General features: G+C 49.4%; 19 protein-coding genes and 2 riboswitches. Of the genes, 14 read left to right on the top strand and 5 right to left on the bottom strand.

The window, feature by feature from the left end; genetic code table 11:
* Window positions 1–7 precede the first annotated feature (7 nt).
* From L9W92_RS03975 to L9W92_RS03950, 6 genes are all read left to right on the top strand, one after another.
* Entirely contained in the window at window positions 8–589 is a 582-nt protein-coding gene (locus L9W92_RS03975; RefSeq protein ID WP_240082524.1) for an electron transport complex protein RnfA, read from the top strand.
* Between the two features lie 24 nt (window positions 590–613).
* Window positions 614–1,450 (top strand): RnfABCDGE type electron transport complex subunit B, encoded by an 837-nt coding sequence (rnfB, locus tag L9W92_RS03970; RefSeq protein WP_240082452.1) that lies wholly within the window; start codon window positions 614–616, stop codon window positions 1,448–1,450.
* Between the two features lie 376 nt (window positions 1,451–1,826).
* On the top strand, window positions 1,827–2,783 hold the full coding sequence (locus tag L9W92_RS03965; protein ID WP_240082451.1) for an FAD:protein FMN transferase: 957 nt from the start codon (window positions 1,827–1,829) through the stop codon (window positions 2,781–2,783).
* A 61-nt stretch (window positions 2,784–2,844) separates the two neighbouring features.
* Complete coding sequence (locus tag L9W92_RS03960) at window positions 2,845–3,225, top strand: NusG domain II-containing protein (RefSeq protein WP_240082450.1); 381 nt, start codon at window positions 2,845–2,847, stop codon at window positions 3,223–3,225.
* Between the two features lie 25 nt (window positions 3,226–3,250).
* Window positions 3,251–3,754, top strand: coding sequence for a Gx transporter family protein (locus L9W92_RS03955; RefSeq protein ID WP_376741780.1), 504 nt, complete (start codon window positions 3,251–3,253; stop codon window positions 3,752–3,754).
* 171 nt (window positions 3,755–3,925) lie between these two features.
* A complete protein-coding gene (locus tag L9W92_RS03950; protein WP_240082448.1) occupies window positions 3,926–4,345 on the top strand; it encodes a SoxR reducing system RseC family protein in 420 nt (139 codons plus the stop codon).
* Here L9W92_RS03950 and L9W92_RS03945 read toward each other — a convergent pair.
* Window positions 4,331–5,026, bottom strand: a complete 696-nt coding sequence (locus L9W92_RS03945; protein WP_240082447.1) for a response regulator — start codon at window positions 5,024–5,026, stop codon at window positions 4,331–4,333. The genes L9W92_RS03950 and L9W92_RS03945 overlap by 15 nt on opposite strands.
* 268 nt (window positions 5,027–5,294) lie before the next feature.
* A complete protein-coding gene (gene tsaA, locus L9W92_RS03940) occupies window positions 5,295–6,086 on the bottom strand; it encodes a tRNA (N6-threonylcarbamoyladenosine(37)-N6)-methyltransferase TrmO (protein WP_240082446.1) in 792 nt (263 codons plus the stop codon).
* A 168-nt stretch (window positions 6,087–6,254) separates the two neighbouring features.
* Window positions 6,255–6,370, bottom strand: a riboswitch (molybdenum cofactor riboswitch).
* A gap of 318 nt (window positions 6,371–6,688) precedes the next feature.
* On the opposite strand from tsaA, the gene L9W92_RS18800 reads away from it, so the two are divergent.
* Window positions 6,689–6,811, top strand: a complete 123-nt coding sequence (locus tag L9W92_RS18800) for a hypothetical protein (RefSeq protein WP_282442289.1) — start codon at window positions 6,689–6,691, stop codon at window positions 6,809–6,811.
* Between the two features lie 10 nt (window positions 6,812–6,821).
* On the opposite strand, the gene L9W92_RS18795 is transcribed toward L9W92_RS18800, so the two are convergent.
* Window positions 6,822–6,947, bottom strand: a complete 126-nt coding sequence (locus tag L9W92_RS18795; protein WP_282442288.1) for a hypothetical protein — start codon at window positions 6,945–6,947, stop codon at window positions 6,822–6,824.
* A 936-nt stretch (window positions 6,948–7,883) separates the two neighbouring features.
* On the opposite strand from L9W92_RS18795, the gene L9W92_RS03935 reads away from it, so the two are divergent.
* The 7 genes from L9W92_RS03935 to L9W92_RS03910 all read left to right on the top strand — a co-directional run bounded on the left by L9W92_RS03935 (window position 7,884) and on the right by L9W92_RS03910 (window position 13,406).
* Window positions 7,884–8,375 carry an NADH-quinone oxidoreductase subunit NuoE family protein gene (locus L9W92_RS03935; protein WP_240082445.1) on the top strand — a complete coding sequence of 164 codons (492 nt, stop codon included), beginning with the start codon at window positions 7,884–7,886 and terminating at the stop codon, window positions 8,373–8,375.
* A 19-nt stretch (window positions 8,376–8,394) separates the two neighbouring features.
* Window positions 8,395–8,772, top strand: coding sequence for a (2Fe-2S) ferredoxin domain-containing protein (locus L9W92_RS03930; RefSeq protein WP_240082444.1), 378 nt, complete (start codon window positions 8,395–8,397; stop codon window positions 8,770–8,772).
* Between the two features lie 28 nt (window positions 8,773–8,800).
* The gene (gene nuoF, locus L9W92_RS03925) at window positions 8,801–10,462 is read left to right on the top strand and encodes an NADH-quinone oxidoreductase subunit NuoF (protein WP_240082443.1); all 1,662 of its coding nucleotides are present in this window, start codon (window positions 8,801–8,803) and stop codon (window positions 10,460–10,462) included.
* Window positions 10,463–12,196 (top strand): NADH-dependent [FeFe] hydrogenase, group A6, encoded by a 1,734-nt coding sequence (locus L9W92_RS03920; RefSeq protein WP_240082442.1) that lies wholly within the window; start codon window positions 10,463–10,465, stop codon window positions 12,194–12,196.
* Window positions 12,197–12,325: 129 nt separating this feature from the next.
* Window positions 12,326–12,415, top strand: a riboswitch (cyclic di-GMP riboswitch).
* Window positions 12,416–12,565: 150 nt separating this feature from the next.
* Window positions 12,566–12,940 carry a response regulator gene (locus L9W92_RS03915; protein ID WP_240082441.1) on the top strand — a complete coding sequence of 125 codons (375 nt, stop codon included), beginning with the start codon at window positions 12,566–12,568 and terminating at the stop codon, window positions 12,938–12,940.
* A 21-nt stretch (window positions 12,941–12,961) separates the two neighbouring features.
* The gene (locus tag L9W92_RS18790; RefSeq protein ID WP_282442287.1) at window positions 12,962–13,084 is read left to right on the top strand and encodes a chemotaxis protein CheB; all 123 of its coding nucleotides are present in this window, start codon (window positions 12,962–12,964) and stop codon (window positions 13,082–13,084) included.
* A complete protein-coding gene (locus L9W92_RS03910; RefSeq protein WP_240082440.1) occupies window positions 13,032–13,406 on the top strand; it encodes a chemotaxis protein CheB in 375 nt (124 codons plus the stop codon). Before L9W92_RS18790 ends, L9W92_RS03910 begins: the two co-directional genes overlap by 53 nt.
* On the opposite strand, the gene L9W92_RS03905 is transcribed toward L9W92_RS03910, so the two are convergent.
* Together L9W92_RS03905 and L9W92_RS03900 are read right to left on the bottom strand one after the other, a co-directional pair.
* Window positions 13,395–15,056 (bottom strand): hydantoinase B/oxoprolinase family protein, encoded by a 1,662-nt coding sequence (locus L9W92_RS03905; RefSeq protein WP_240082439.1) that lies wholly within the window; start codon window positions 15,054–15,056, stop codon window positions 13,395–13,397. The two genes, L9W92_RS03910 and L9W92_RS03905, sit on opposite strands and share 12 nt — an antisense overlap.
* A complete protein-coding gene (locus L9W92_RS03900; RefSeq protein WP_240082438.1) occupies window positions 15,046–17,100 on the bottom strand; it encodes a hydantoinase/oxoprolinase family protein in 2,055 nt (684 codons plus the stop codon). The genes L9W92_RS03905 and L9W92_RS03900 overlap by 11 nt, the downstream gene beginning before the upstream one ends.
* Window positions 17,101–17,112: the final 12 nt, after the last annotated feature.

The raw sequence follows: 17,112 nt of genomic DNA, 5'->3' as shown, positions 1-17,112 counted from the left end.
GGGGAGCATTGTGGAATATTTAACACTTTTTATTAGTGCAGTAATTGTGAACAACTTTGTTTTGACAAGATTTTTAGGCCTGTGCATATTCTTTGGCGTTTCCAAAAACGTAAACGCGTCTGTAGGCATGGGCATGGCGGTTACGGCGGTTATGACTCTTAGTTCGATAATGGCCTGGCTGGTTTACACTTATGTTTTAGTGCCGTTTAAATTAACATTTCTGACAACTGTTGTTTTTGTTCTGCTAATCGCCTCCTTTGTGCAGTTATTAGAGATGATTATTAAGAAGCATGCGCCGGCTCTATACAATATGTGGGGGGTTTACCTTCTGTTAATCGCTACTAACTGTGTGGTGCTTAGTGTGCCCCTTTTAAATGTTGAGTCCAGTTTCTCATTGGCTAAAAGTATTGTTCACGCTATTGGATCCGGAGCAGGTTTCGGCGTAGCCCTTGTCCTGATGGCAAGTTTGAGGGAAAAGCTGAGACTGGCCGATGTGCCGAAGCCGCTGGAAGGTTTAGGGGTGGCTTTTATTCTGGCGGGTATGCTGGCGCTGTCCTTCCTTGGTTTTTCAGGCATGATATCTCTATAACATCTGGAAAGGAGATGTGAGTTAATGCAAATTGCTCTAATGGTTTTGGTAGTCATGCTGCTTACGGGAGTGGTTTTTGGTTTGATTCTCGCATTTGCGAATAAAAAGTTTGCAATTGAAGTAAACCCATTGATACACTTGGTTGAGGATGCACTGCCAAAGGGCCAGTGCGGCGCCTGCGGTTATGCCGGATGTATGGCCTATGCGGAAGCTGTGGTATTGAATGCAGATGTGCCTCCGAACCTGTGTGTTCCCGGTAAAGCTCCTGTGGCAAAAATTGTGGGTGAGTTGACCGGCAAAGCTGCTGCGGAAATAGAACCCAGAATCGCTCATGTCAGGTGCTCCGGTTCCCCCGGAATAGCTGTCATAAAGTACCAGTATGGAGGAATTGAAGATTGCGCGGCGGCGAATTTGCTGCAAGGCGGTCAGAAAAACTGCCAATACGGCTGTCTCGGGTTTGGGACATGCGTAAAGAACTGTCCTTTCGGTGCGATGACAATGCTGCCCAGCGGCCTTCCCTATGTTGATCCGGAAAAGTGCACTGGTTGCGGCAAGTGTGAATCTGTCTGCCCCAAGGGTGTTATTCAAATGCTGTTAATCGGCGCGAAAGTCAGTGTTAATTGCAACTCAAAAGATAAAGGGGCCGTCGCCAAGAAAAACTGCTCGGCTGCCTGCCTGGGCTGCGGCCTGTGTAAGAAGAACTGTGAGCATGACGCAATCAAAATACAGAACAGCCTTGCAGTAGTTGACCACAAGATATGTATTGAAAAGTGCGATAATCCGACATGCATTGCTAAATGTCCCACAAAAGCGATTGAAGCTGTTGTAAAGGGTTCTGCTGCGGAAAAAGTTGCGGTATAATTAAGATATCAACTTAATTATACGAGATTATCCAAATGTTTTTTGGACAACTATATTATTGTTGGTGTAGTTTGCGCTACTTAGAGCATACAAACTTTAAAAGTGCGGACTACACCATCTTGTATTGTGCGGCATATTAAAAAGCTGCTCCGGACAAAATAACACAGCTTATGCAGTTTTTGCTTCGGCCAAGAGAAAGGCTTCCACGTGACGGCAGAAACCGGGGTTTTGGGGAAAGAAGCTCAATTTTTGTGAGGTGTAAAAATAATTGAAGCGTTGGAGTCTGGTTATAAGCTTACTATTTATTCTTTTCGCTTGTTCTGGCTGTAAGCTGAATTCTGCGCAATTGCAGGAGTTTAGTGATGAAAAATTCGTTATGGATACTTTGGTCCAGGTAACTGTATACAGTGATGATAAGCAGAGCGGAAAGGAAGCTTTGGATAAAGCGTTTGCCGAATTTAAAAGGATTAATGATTTAACTGACAGGTTTCCCAAAGAAGGGAAAAATACTTCTGCGTCCAGCGATGTGATCAGGATCAACGAAAATGCCGGGATCAAGCCCGTTCAGGTTGGCAGCGATACCCTCAACATTGTTCAGCGCTCACTTTATTATGCACAGTTGTCCGGCGGTTCATTTGATATTACAGTTGGACCAATTATGGACCTGTGGGGTTTTGGAAAAGACGAACAGCACGTTCCCTCCGACGAGCAGATTAAGAAGGCGCTGAGCTTGGTAGACTACAGGAAAGTCATAGTTGATGCAGATAATGGAACGGTATATTTGCAAAAACCAGGCATGAGTTTGGATTTTGGCGGTGTCGCCAAGGGCTATGCCACGGAAGAAGCTGCCAAGATTCTCAGGGAATTAGGCATAAAACATGCTATAATCAATGCCGGGGGAAATGTATATGCTTTGGGCGCCAGGCCGGACGGCTCACCGTGGCGTGTTGGTGTCCGGGATCCGCGCGACGGGGAAAAACTTATCGCCGTATTGTCGGTAAAAGACACATCGGTAGTAACATCAGGTGATTACGAGAGGTATTTCGAACAGGGAGGTGTCCGTTACTCCCACCTTATCGATCCATCCACCGGGAAACAGGCCAGAGATTTAATACAAACCACAGTAGTGGCAGAATCATCCACCGACGCCGATATTTTGAATAAACCGTTATTTGTGCTGGGTCAGCAGCGCGGGATGAGTTTTGCCAAAGGTATTCAAGGCGTTGGGGCCATCTTTGTCAACGCGGATAAGCAAGTGACATTCACCGATAATTTAGCGAATCAATTGGAATTCACCGGCGGTGGCGATTATCAGATTATCAATCAGAAATAAAATTGGAAATTGCGCTGGTTCATTAAAATATAGCAGTGAAAAATGATGCTTGGTGAGGTTCATGAAAAACCTTAATTATTACATTATGGCAGGACTCCTGGCGCTGGTGCTGATTAGTTTTGGAGTGTCGCATCTGGTGCGGCGCCAGATGACGGAGGGGGAACTGAGACTGGAGATATACGCAGACGGCCAGTTATACCAGACAATAAATTTGTCTGAGGCGATCACTGAGGAAATTAAAATAGTTAACGCGGACGGGCATTATAACGTGGTTGAAATTGAAAACGGAAGAGCCAGGATTAAAGAGGCCGACTGTCCCAATCAAATATGTGTTAGAGCGGGATGGATCAGCCAGCCCGGCCAGATAGCCGTATGTGTGCCGAATAAGTTTAATATTGCCGTTAAAGGAAAATCTAATAAGGTGGACGCCATTTCCTACTGAGTGTCAAATGAAGTGAGGGTTTAATATATATAATACAAGGCGTATTACGTATATTTCTGTTTTTATCGCCATGGCCACCGTTTTAAACATTATCGAAAGAGCAATTGTTATTCCCGGCGCAACTCCCGGCATTAAACTGGGCTTGGCCAATATCATGACTTTATTGTCTATAATGATGTTGGGAAGCAAGGACGCTATAATAATTGTCGCTGTCAGATGTTTCCTGGGGGCTTTGGTGGGAGGCAATCCGGTAAGTTTTTTGTTCAGCATCACCGGGGGCATGCTAAGTATTTTGGTTATGGTGCTCATGTGGAAATACTTAAATAAACACGTCAGTATTGTCATCATAAGTATGGTTGGCGCCGTGTTTCATAATATAGGCCAATTGTTTGTAGCCGGTTTGGTGGTTCATAATTTTTCTGTTTACGTTATTTTACCTGTACTCATGATATCTGCTATAATAACTGGTTACTTTGTTGGTATCGTGACAAAGCAGTTATACAAGTCCTTGGGTAATAGGATGATTTGAGCGTTGGTAATACTGAGGAGTCAGGAGTCAATCGTTTACCGCCCATATATTCTCCTGAATGCTGATTACTGCCCCTGAGAACCTGAAAATAAGCCATAAAATATTGCCTTAAATTTATTCTGACTACTGACTCCTGGATTCTGAATACTTAGAGACGGGATGGCGAGGCAAGTGAAAAAGGAAGCGGAAGGTATTATTATCACTATGGATGGCAAAATAGCGAAGGTGCGGGCGAGCAGGCACAGTGATTGTGACAGTTGCGGGGCATGTCCCGGGGACAAGGCCACGGTCATGGATGCCTACAACCGCGTTGATGCCAAGGTGGGGCAGAGGGTTATTATTCAGATATCTGAAGCGCATATGTTAAAAGCGGCCTTTGTTGTTTACATGCTGCCTCTGTTGACAACTTTTATGGGTTTCTTAATAGGTATGTGGATCTCGCATAAGTATGGATTCCCGGTGTTGTTGTGGGAGGTTGGCGCAAGTATCGCTGCTTTCGTTCTGACACTTTTATATATAAAATACTTTGACAGGTCTATGACGAAAATAAAAGTGATGCCGGTTATTACGGATGTTTTATCTGAAAAGTGACCTTTCCTGGGCTTTAAAATTTCCATTTTGCTTGATAATTTTCGAAATGACTTGAGAACGGCTTTTTACGCCCATTTTACGGTAGATATTGCGGAGGTGAGCTTTTACCGTGTTCACGGCCAGGCGGGTTTTTTCTGATATTTCTTTATTTGACAACCCCTGACTTAAATGCTTGAGGATTTCATGTTCCCTCAGAGTAAAATTCCTTTTGTCATCTTTTGTTAGTGGGTGTGGCAGGTTAAAAGAATTTTGGGCTATCCGGGCGTAGTCCTTAATTAGTTGATTGATTAATACCGGGTCGATTACCGTTTTGCCGCGATAAACCTGGTTAATGCTTTCCGCAAGCTTTTCTTGTGAAGCTTGCTTTAACATATATCCGGTCGCCCCGGCTTGCAGGGAAAGCCTGACCGACTCCGCGTTTTCGAATATGGTAAGCATAATTATTTTTATTCCGGGTACAAGGGAGGTAATTTCACGAGTGGCTTCAATGCCATTCATTTTTTGCATTTTTATGTCCATGAGAATAACATCGGGAATATGGCGTGTAACGAATTCCAACGCTTCTTCAGCGTTCGAGCAGCAGCCGATAATATCGATATCCTGTCTTGGCCCCAGCATCGCGACCAGACCTTCACGGATCATTTGGTGATCATCAACAATCAGTAGTTTGATATTGGACACTGTAACACCCCCCTTGGTTGGAAAGCGGCATCGCAACCTGAATTGTCCTGTTGTATCCCAGCCGTGCTGGGATGCTATTGAAAAGTTCCCGTTGTGGAATCTCCAATGCGGCTCTTTTGTGCTCATTCCCCTGGGCGCAAATCAACTTTCCCCAAAGCTGCTTTAAAAGCTTTTCTTTTTCGGCCAAGGTGTTCATAAGCCTGGTATTCTTGAAATTGCTTTAGCGATTGCGGAAAAAATCGCCCCCTCTTTTTCATCAAATTGCTTATCAATGCCTATTTATCTTCAGAAAATCAGTATTGTCAAGGTCCAGCATTTCTTCCCGAGTTGGAGTTCTAATAAGACTTACGGCCAATTTCTTTGTGCCGTTTGTCCAGTTTACAGCGCTCTTCGTGCTCTCCAGATATGCAAATCTGGCTGGATTAGCCAGCCTGGCCCTGAACAACCCCTGAATAGTGTCTGCCAGGCAACCAGACCCTTTAACCGATACTATAAGCTCCGGGGAGTTAAGCTTGCCAAACTCATCTTCAGCTACCATTGCCATGCGCAGGGCAAGCTGCAAATCCCGGCATTCCTCCTGGTGGTGATTATAGGCTTGCTTGAAAAGTATCCGGTAGCGTATTTTTTTATCTTGCGGCATTATGTATGGAGCGCGGGGAGAAAAAATAATATCGTGCTCAAAATAGGGCTTGATGTCTACGACAGGTGAGCCATCAACGGCATCCAGGCCGCGTACATGCAAAATATTTTTCTCTACTTTTATCAACTCTACTAAAGAGAGCCCGATAGGATTCGGGCGTCCCGCCGCCCTCAGTCCGAACACACCGTACTCCGGGGCATTGGCATTCACTCTGCCCGGAACGGTCCTCAAGAGATCGCGCCGCGCTTTGTGGAACCAGGATAAAATCCACAGGTGCGAGTGCGCTTCGATTCTCAATAATCCTTGCACATATGCGGGTAAAATCTCAATAGTGGCAGTATGGCTTTGCATAGGGATTGTCTCCGGATTATTATATGAAGAATGAACAATACCCACAGGAGTAATTTGTAATGCATCCATATTATTAGCCCCCTCCCTTTTTCTATTTATGCTTTTTTCACGCGGCAGAAACTGGCAGTAAAAATTTATAAGTATTGAAAAACCCTTCCGTGTGGTGGAAAGGGTTGAATAATAAGCGGTAAAAAAACGTCTTCTTGAGAAGACGTTTTTTTTGCTAACAGACGTAACTGTCGCTGCTTATTGTCTCCTTTCCGTCAGGGAGGCATGGCCGTTTCCCGCCATACCTAGCGGCCGCTTGCCATGAGAGATATCCTTTAGGCAAAAAGGCTCGGAGTACTTTCAATTCCTAGTATTTCTTTGAAACAATTATAATCGCAGAATTAATTGCATGTCAACCAGCATTTCAGTACTGCCGAGTTTCCGTAAATTGGTGGTCCCCCCTTCTAATTGCACGAACTGGATATCCCTGCGTTCCGCAAGGCGTTTGAAGCCGCCGGCATTCCTACCTGTTCCTCGAGTTCGACGTTACTGTTCCCCTGGGGCCCTTCCGCATCCGGGTAGACGCGTTCCTGGAAATGCTGAGGCAGGAAGATCTGTTCTAGATCTTAATTAATCGCAGACGGTTATTATTTAAGAAATTTTTGTTAAATGGAGGTATGAGCATGTCAAAAGGTCAATTGTACCCGAGTGAGCCCCTGAAGACCTGGGGTCTTGCCAAACAAGCAAGGGAAGATTCGTCAATAATCAGTTTAATCATATCCATTGCCTATTTCCCCACCTTGTAAGTTTATCCGCCTACCAGGAGTGTTTAATGGCCCCTTTGCCGCATGCCGCGACACAGGGCATCGCGTCCCGCTTGCCGTCGGTCGGCAGGCACGGGGTGCAGGTATACTTGATTTTTTTCCGGTGTTCCTTTACCATTTCAATTACTTCATCCTCGTAATCGTCTTCTATGTACAGCGAAAACCGACTCCGGGCAAGCCGTCACGCAAGGCTTGTCAGCGCATTCCGCGCACATATCTGTATTGATGCTTACGGGATGTCTTGGCAGATTATCGTTATGGTGCAGGTGTCAATTAAATGGACGGGTGTCGATTATATGGACACCCGTCCATTATATGAACGTATGTTGGATTGGATGCCGCGCTTAATATGGCTGGTGGTTTTTTTTTAATTACCCTATTCGTTATTTCAGTAAGCATGTTTCCCCGGCAGTTATTACTCTATTTTATATGTGATTTATGGTAAATGGCCGATTTTAGCCGAATTTAACGGTTGAAATTTTTAGTGGCTTATCTGTGAATGTATTTATATCGCTGCGGGTTTCAATGTTGGCACATTAATTGCATATCTTAGATATTATACAATATTTTTGTATCGCGTTGGCTTTGGCGGTGAACTCCCACTTTAAGCCGGTCGGGAATCACCGCCTCTGCAGCCCCGCAGGACTGATTTTTTAGTTATTTAAAAATCCCCAGACTGATTCCCAGAACCCATAGCGACTATGCAGGCTATTCCATTATCAATATCCAACGATACTATCTATTGCAATATTTTGTAATTAGCTTTCTGCTCTGAATATATTGCATAAATTTATTTGTTATGTGAATTAATATTTATTTATTTTTTTGGCTTATTTCCACCTTATTATATGGAAAGAATCTAGGGGTTATGTATTTAAATTGCTTGACAAATTAATGAATGTTCATTTATTATTATAATAATTTAAAATCAAAGGAGTGGAGGTAGCATTGAAAGCAGTATTGTGGCAAACAAATATGACCTGATAATCAACGAGGGCTGTTAAAGATTTGATAAGAATAAAAATCGAATAGCCGAGAGCGAGGAGTGAAACAAATGGAAGCAGCAGTCACCAAGTGCCGGTGTGATCTAGATGCTGAGCTGGGAAGAGTGATTGCCCGGCATGAAGGGAAAAAGGACGATTTAATCGAGATATTGTACTGGGTGCAAAAGAATTACGGTTATGTGCCAAAAGATGTGCAGCTAATCATTGCCGACAAAATGGATGTACCCTTGAGCGCTATTAATGGAGTTATTACGTTTTACCATTTTTTTTCATCAAAGCCAAAAGGCAAGTATGAGATATCCCTCTGTAATGGCACCGCCTGTCATTTGCGGGGAGCGCCCCAAGTATTGGCGCGGTTTGAAAAAGAACTGGGGATTAAGCCGCATGATACCACCGGCGACAATATGTTTTCCCTTGGTTTAATCAGGTGTTTAGGAGCTTGTGCCGTGGCTCCGAATATTACAATCAATTCAGAGCCGCGTGCCCGGATGGAGCCGGATCTTGTCCCGGAAATCATTAATGAGCTCAAAGAAAAAGAGTAAAGATGAAAGACGGTGATTGATGATGAAACGGGTTAAGTCAGTTGATGAACTGATAAAGTTCAAAGAAGCCGCGCTGGTTAAAATCAAAGAGCGGCAGATAGGCGACAAAACAACAATTGTGGTAAATATGGGAACATGTGGTATAGCTGCCGGGGCGCGGGATGTGATGATGGCAATTATTGATGAAATAGAAAAAAGAAATATTTCCGATGTAATTATTACTCAGGCAGGCTGCGCAGGGATGTGCGAGCATGAGCCCATGCTTGAAGTAATCAAGCCATGTTCGCCCCAGGTTATTTACACTCGTTTAAACAAAGAAAAAGCCCGGCGGATCGTCATTGATCATGTTATTAACGGCAGAGTTGTTGAGGAATACGCACTGATGCAGCAAGCTTAATTGAAATTAGTGAGAGGAGGATTCCAATATGCATTATTACCGGGCACATGTTTTGGTTTGTGCGGGGTCAGTATGTGTTACCTCAGGCTGCCGCGCCGTTAAAGAAGCTATATTAGAAGGCATCACAAGACACCAGCTCGAAGAAGAAATAAAAGTTGTCGAAACCGGCTGCATGGGGTTTTGTGAACTAGGTCCGCTTGTCGTGGTATATCCCGAAGGAGTGATGTATTGCCGGGTTAAGGTTGAAGACGCGGCAGTGATCGTGAACGAGCACCTGCTTAAAGGGCGGATCGTAAAGCATTTGCTTTACCAGGATCCCAATACCAGGAAAACTGTTACATTAATGAAGGATCTCCCTTTCTTGTCCAAACAGACCAAGGTTGCCATGCGTAATGCCGGACTTATTAATCCCGAAGATATTGAGGAATATATTGCCGGTGAAGGTTATCTGGCGTTGGCCAAGGTTTTGTCAAGCATGTCACCGGAGGAAGTAATCATTGAGATGAAAAAATCCGGCTTGCGTGGCCGGGGAGGCGCTGGTTTCTTAACCGGCTTAAAGTGGGAATTTACCGCTAAAGCCCGGGGAACGCAAAAATATGTGGTATGCAACGGAGACGAAGGAGTCCCGGGAGTTTTTATGGACCGGTCAATCTTAGAAGGTGACCCGCACTCCGTTATTGAGGCGATGGCCATCGCCGGCTATGCGGTCGGAGCTGATCAGGGCTATATCTACGTCCGGGCCGAGTACCCTCTGGCGGTGGAAAAACTGCGGCATGCCATTAATCAGGCATGTGAGTTCGGGTTATTGGGAGAGAATATTTTAGGTACAGGTTTTAATTTTGAGGTAAATATCCGGGTCGGCGCCGGCGCCTTTGTTTGCGGGGAAGAAACCGCCCTGCTGGCTTCCATCGAGGGCCGCCGCGGCGAACCCAGGCCGCGGCCTCCCTTCCCGGCCAATGAAGGGCTGTGGGGTAAACCGACATTAATAAACAACGTAGAAACATTATCCAGCGTTCCCCCTATTATCTTAAAAGGCGGCGCATGGTATGCTTCTATGGGCACAGAAAAGAGCAAAGGCACAAAAGTATTCGCCCTGACCGGGAAAGTGAACAACACCGGCCTGATCGAAGTGCCGATGGGAATACCTTTGAAAGAGATCATTTTTGATATCGGTGGCGGAATACTTAACAACAAAAAATTAAAAGCAGTGCTGGCAGGTGGCCCCGTAGGCGGCTTTATTCCCGCTGAGCACCTTAATGTCAGTATGGATTACGAATCGCTGGCCGCATTAGGGACCCTTATTGGCTCCGGCAGCCTGACTGTAATAGATGAAGACACTTGTGTGGTTGACCTCGTCAAGTTCTTTGTCGAATTTTGCCATGAGGAATCTTGCGGCAAGTGTACCCCTTGCCGCATCGGGACCAAGAGGATGTTGGAAATACTCGAGCGGATTACCCGCGGCGAGGGAAAAGACGGAGATATTGAAGCACTTGAAGTGCTGTGCGACTATATTAAGAACACCGCGCTGTGCGGATTGGGACAATCTGCCCCCAATCCCGTGCTGAGTATGCTGCGCTACTTTAGGCCAGAACTCGAAGCACATGTCAGGGATAAGCACTGTCCGGCTTCAGTATGCGCGTTTCTTTTTGATTCACCCTGTCAAAACACAGCAGAAGGAGGGGTGAGATAAATGCCAATGGTTACTTTGACAATTGACGGAAAAGAAGTGCAGGTGGAACAGGGCACAACTGTTCTCGAAGCGGCCAAGAAAGTAAATATAAATATACCGACCCTATGCTATTTAAAAGATATCAATGTCGTCGGGGCCTGCCGGATCTGTGTGGTTGAAGTCAAGGGCGCCCGCACGCTGCAGGCAGCTTGTGTGACCCCGGCGGCAGAAAACATGGTTGTGCTGACCAATACCCCGGCGGTGCGCGCTTCACGCCGGATGACGCTGGAACTGATTCTTTCCAACCACCCGTTTGAGTGTCCGACCTGTGTGCGCAACAAGAATTGCGAGTTGCAGTCCCTGGCGGAAGCGTTCGGAATCCGGGAAGTCCGTTATTCGGGGGCTAATCCCGTGCACGTAATGGATGACTCCAGCGTATCTATAATTCGCGACCCCGATAAATGCATCCTGTGCCGCCGTTGCGCCTCGGTATGTGAAAAGGTGCAGACGGTAAGCGCAATCGGCCCGCAGGGGCGCGGTTTTGACACCGTTATCGCGCCGGGCGTGGACATGGTTTTAGCCGAATCCAATTGCGTAAACTGCGGCCAGTGCGTGCTGGTTTGCCCGACCGGCGCTATATACGAACGGGATCAGACTGAAGAAGTCTGGGCCGCCCTGGCCGATCCCCAAAAGCATGTCGTGGTCCAGACCGCCCCGTCGGTGCGTGTGGCTATCGGTGAAATGTTCGGTATGGAGCCCGGCAGCGTGGCGACCGGACAAATGGTTGCCGCGATCAGGAAACTCGGTTTCGATAAAGTTTTCGACACCGACTTTGCCGCCGACCTGACCATTATGGAAGAGGGCAGCGAGTTGCTTGAAAGGATTAATAACGGTGGCATCCTGCCGCAAATTACTTCCTGTAGCCCCGGCTGGGTCAAGTTCATTGAGCACTTCTACCCGACGCTGCTGCCGCATGTGTCCACATGCAAGTCGCCGCAGCAGATGTTCGGCGCCCTGGCCAAAACCTTCTATGCCGAAAAAGCAGGAGTGGACCCGGCCGATATCTTTTCGGTGTCGATCATGCCCTGCACCGCCAAGAAGTTCGAGGCGCAGCGCCCCGAAATGAATGCGAGCGGCTACCAGGACGTGGATGTTGCGCTGACTACCAGAGAGCTTGGCCGTATGCTCAAGCAGGCGGGCATAGATTTCAACGAGCTGCCCGAAGAAAATTACGATGACCCGCTGGGCGTTTCGACAGGCGCGGCGGTAATCTTCGGCGCGACCGGCGGCGTGATGGAAGCCGCCCTGCGCACCGTCTATGAAATAGTCACCGGCAATACCCTGGCGTCGGTAGATTTTGTAGACGTGCGCGGTATGGAAGGAGTCAAGGAAGCTACCGTCAAAGTCGGCGATCTCGACGTAAAAGTAGCCGTCGCGCACGGGCTTGGCAACGCCAGGAAGCTTTTGGACGCCCTGCAGGCCGGCGAAGCGAACTATCATTTCATCGAGATCATGTGCTGCCCGGGCGGCTGCATCGGCGGCGGCGGCCAGCCCATCCCGACCAACTATGAAATCAGGCAAAAGCGGATTGACGGCATATATACCGCCGACGAAGCAATGGTCTTGCGTAAATCCCACGAGAACCCCGCGATCCAGCAGCTGTACAAGGAATATTTAGAGAAGCCGCTGGGGCATAAATCCCACCAATTGCTGCACACTAAATACACTTCGCGCGGGCAGTCTAATCAGTTATAAAGCATTTCAATTGATGTCCAACATGAAGAGCCTCCCACCCGGGAGCTCTTCGCTTTGGCCTTCTCTATCCGCCAAAATCCGACAAAAGTCCTATTTACATGAGTATAAAAGTCATATATAACTTAACTTAACTGATAAGAGCAAATATGGCGAAAGCTATATACGCAAAACTACGGGTCTAAGGTGTTGGATTTGCACTAAGATCGCCGGGTTGCCGGGAAAGTTAATAATAATTATGACGAACACCCCGGCCGGGGTGTTATTTTTGCGTTAGCCGGGTAGAGGTTATTGTTGAGGAGAAGATATCTTGCTATTTGGCATGTGTCTTGCACATTATAGCTTAATAAATCAAAAGCGGGAGGTAGTCTATTGGGTAAGCGGATTCTGATTGTGGATGATGCGGCATTTATGAGGATGATGATAAAGAATATAGTGTCTAAAAACGGCTATGAAGTTGTGGCCGAGGCCGGCAACGGCCAGGAAGCGGTGGAATTATACAAGCAGCATAAGCCGGATCTGGTAACTATGGATATCACCATGCCTGATATGAACGGGATTGAAGGTGTCAAGGCTATTTGCAGTGTTGACCCTGGCGCTAATATTATTATGTGCAGCGCCATGAGTCAGCAGCATTTGGTGCTGGAGGCCGTTCAGGCGGGGGCAAAAAATTATATTGTTAAGCCATTTAAGCCGGAACAACTACTGCAAACTATCGAAGAAGTCTTGGCCAGGTCCGGTTCGTAACGTGTTTAGGAGGCTGATTTTTTGCGATGGAAGTATGTGGAAGCGAAAACCGGGGACAGGGTGTTGCCGGGACGGGTGCTGATCGCGCCGGGTGACCGCCATATGCGGGTGCGCCGCTCCGGCGGCGTTTATCTGGCCGGGTGAGAACGTCTGCGGACACTGCCCCTCGGTGGAGGTGTTCTTCCAATCGGTGGCGAAATACGTCGGCGCGAACGCCGTCGGGGTCATGCTGACCGGCATGGGCAGCGACGGCGCCGACGGCATGGCGGCTATGCGCCGGGCCGGCGCCAGGACTATCGCGCAGGATGTAAGCCACTTCAGTTGTTTTCGGCATGCCCAAGGTGGCTTACGAGCGGGGCGGGGTGGAATTTTTACTGCCTTTAGACAAGATATCGAACATAATCTCCTCTTTACTGGCTGGGTGAACCCGATGAAATGGTTGGCGACCTTAAGCTTATACCTCTAAATTATATACTTCCGCAGCAGCGGTTTTTGAAACTAACCCATCGATAACATCCTGCCGCACCGCGTCGGGATTTCTCCTTGAAGGCTGCCCGAAGCCGCCGCCGCCCGCTGTTTCCAGGATGATGGTTGTCCCGCCGGGCACTTCCCTGGTGATCTTGCCCGGCATTTCCTCGCGTTCTCCGCCCGGTATTTCGATGAAGCAACGGGAAGGCTTGCCGGGCAGCCCATTTTGCAAACCCCAGGGTTTAATGGTATTTCTCTCGGTGCTTAAGGACACGGTGGCCTTTTCCAGAACGGTGATCTCGCGCGCCAGGCCGGTCCCGCCCCTGAACTCGCCCGGCCCTCCCGTGTCGGGGACTAAAGCGTATCTGTTCACCCGCAGGGGGTAATTCATTTCGATCACTTCAACTGGTGTGTTCATGGTATTGGTCATATTGACATGCACCCCGTCCATTCCATCCTGGTTAATTTTAGCCCCCTGGCCGCCGCCGTATGTTTCCACGTATGAATAGTAACGCCCCCCGGCATACCTGCCGCCAATGGTAAAGTTGCTCATGCTGCCCGTGCCGGCGGCGGTTACCCTGTGGGGAACCGCCTGCGCCAGGGCGCCCAGCACCACGTCGGTGATCCTTTGGGCGGTGTTGATGTTCGCGTGCGCGACAGGCGCCGGGAAACAGGGGGCGACCAGCGTGCCGGCCGGGGTGATCACCTCCACTACCCTGGCTACGCCCTCACTGGCGGGCAGTTCGGGGTCGGCCACGGCTTTGACGGCGAAAAAAACACAGGCCAGGGCAACGCCCCTGGTGGCGTTGACGGGGCCTTTCACCTGCGGGCTGGTGCCGGTGAAGTCAACCTGAATGCCGCCGCCGTCGATGCGCACAGAGGCGGTGATTTTGATCAGGTCGCTGCTGATACCGTCCCCCTCCAGGTAGTCAGCGAATTGATAAGTGCCGTCGGGAATATCTTTTAACGCCGCCCGGAGTCTCCGCTCCGTGTAATTAATAATTTCTTCCATGTATTCTTTCAGGGTTTCCGATCCGGTTTTTTGTTCCAGTTCCAGCAGCCTTTTGCATCCGACCTGGTTGGCGGAAAGCTGGGCCTGTATGTCGGCGTAAAACTCATCGGCGGTCCTGACGTTGTGAGCCAGCACTTTTAATATGTCGGCGTTGATTTGCCCCCTGCTGCTTATTTTCACGGGGGGTATTCTGATGCCTTCCTGGAAAATCTCCGTGGCTGAAGTGGACATGCTGCCGGGCACCGATCCCCCCATGTCCACATGGTGAGCCAGGTTGGCGACGATGGCCAGCAGGCGGTTCCCGGCAAAAACGGGGGAGATGACGCACACGTCCGGCAGGTGTGAGCCGCTGACGTAGGGATCATTGATCATTACTGCGTCGCCCGGGGCCAGATTTTCCGGCGGAAAAATTTCCAGCACTTTTTTTACTACAGTGGGCATCAGGCCCAGGTGTAAAGGGATGTGTTCGGCTTGGGCGACCAGATCCCCGGCCGGGGTGTATATTGCCGTGGAACAATCCCGGCGGTCTTTGATATTGGGAGAGAGAGCCGTGCGGGTGAGGGTGACTCCCATTTCTTCCGCCACTGACTGCAGGGCGTTTCGAAGCACTTCCAGGGCAACAGGGTTAGTCTTCATATTGCCGCACCTTCGTTTCAATGAGAATGTTGCCCCAGCGGTCACAGTAAACCCGGTCGCCGGGCCAGAGCAAAGTGGTGGTGTCGGCCTGGGTAATCACGGCCGGGCCCGCGGCACGCCAGCCGGGGCCAATCTGCTGCCTGGCGTATACCGGCACCTGGTGGTATGCTCCGGAGAGGTAAACCTGTCTTGTCCCCAAAGCGGTTGCTTCTTGGGCTCCGGTATGCAGCTGGGGTGATATCTTCGGCAGGGCGCCGGCGGTGGTGAGTCGCAAAGTAACGATTTCCACCGGCGCCTTTTCCCTGCAGTAGCCGTAGTTTTGCTGGTGCAGGCGGTGAAAACGCCTGATAATGATTTGGATATCCGCTTCTATCAATGAGTTGCCCGGGATGGAGAGAGTTAATTCATATGATTGTCCCTGGTAGCGAATGTCCAGAAACCTGCTGAAGCTCATTTCCGGTTCCGCGAATCCTTCCCGGGCCAGATCCTCTCGTCCCTGTTCGTTCAGCCGGGCAAATTCGCCGTTGATCTCCGCGCAGACGGCAGGCGTTAGATTGACAATATGGGTTAAAGAATAGTCGTGCCGCACATCGGCCGACAGCATTCCCCACGCGGAGGCGACGCCGGGGTGGGGGGGTACCATGATGCGGGGAATACCCAGATCCCGCGCCAGTTCCACAGCCTGCAGAGGGCACGCGCCGCCGAACGGCGCCAGAACGAAATCCCGCGGGTCGTATCCTTTTTGCACCGACACCAGCCGCATGGCCCGGACCATGTTGGCGTTAACCACCCTGATGATCCCTTCTGAAGCTTCTTCAAGCGTCAGTCCGAGAGGACCGCCGATTTTTTCTCCGACAGCCCGGGCGGCTAGTTCCGGTTTTAACGTTTTTACACCGGTCAGATCGGCCGGGTCCAGCCTTCCTAAAAGCAAATTGGCGTCTGTTACCGTGGGCTCTTCGCCGCCCAGACCGTAGCAGGCGGGTCCGGGAACCGAGCCGGCGCTTTGCGGACCTACCCGCAAAGCGCCACCGGAATCAACCCAGGCGATGCTGCCCCCGCCGGCTCCGATGGTATGAATGTCCAGCATGGGCAGCCGCAGCGGGTAACCGCCGACAGAGCCTTCCGTGGTGAAACGCGATTTGCCGTTGTGAATCAGGCATATATCCATACTGGTGCCGCCCATGTCGGCGGTGATCAGATTTTTGTTGGCGGTCAGGCCGGCCAGGTAAACGCCTGCCAGCACACCGCCCGCCGGGCCGCTCAGCGCGATGCGGGCGCTTTGCTCCCGCGCCTGGGGAGCGGTGAGCACACCTCCGTTTGACTGCATAATAAATAACTCGCTTTTGACACCGGTGGTGGTTAAATCTTTTTCCAGCAGGCGGATATACTTGTCCGTCAAAGGCTTGACCAGCGCGTTGATCACTGTAGTGCTGGTTCTTTCGTATTCTCTGAATTCAGGCAATATTTCAGAGGATATGGTGACGGACAGGTGCGGCAAATGTTGTTTTAAGGCGTTCTTAAGCGTGATTTCATGGACCGGGTTGATATATGAATGCAGCAGGCAAATCGCCACCGACTCCACACCGGACTCTTCAACTTGCACGATTACGGACTGGATTTCTTTTTCCGCAAGAGCGGCCTGCACAGTGCCGTCGGCCAATACCCGCTCGTTTACTTCCAGCACCAGATGGCGGGGCAGCAGGGGCGGCGGCTTGATAGCCCAGAAGTTGTATAAATGGGGGCGGTTTTGCCTTCCGATATAAATGATATCTCTAAAACCCCTGGTGGTAATGAGGGCCAGACGCGCCCCTTTTCGCTCCAGGATGGCGTTGGTGGCTACTGTTGTGCCGTGCAGGATAAAGTCAATCTGGCCGGGGTCAATCCCTGCTTTTTGCACGATGTTTTTTATCCCCGCCAGCACGGCCCGGGAGGGATCTGCGGGAGTTGACGGTTCTTTGGCGATATGGAACTCGCCGTTTTCCCCCATCAGGCAAAAATCCGTAAAAGTGCCTCCGGTGTCGATGGCCAGCTTGTATCTAGTCATATGGGACCTCCT

Source organism: Pelotomaculum terephthalicicum JT (assembly GCF_022410535.1).
GTDB lineage: Bacteria > Bacillota > Desulfotomaculia > Desulfotomaculales > Pelotomaculaceae > Pelotomaculum_D > Pelotomaculum_D terephthalicicum.
The sequence above is the reverse complement of the archived record's forward strand: the minus strand, read 5'-3'. Positions and strand labels throughout refer to the sequence as shown.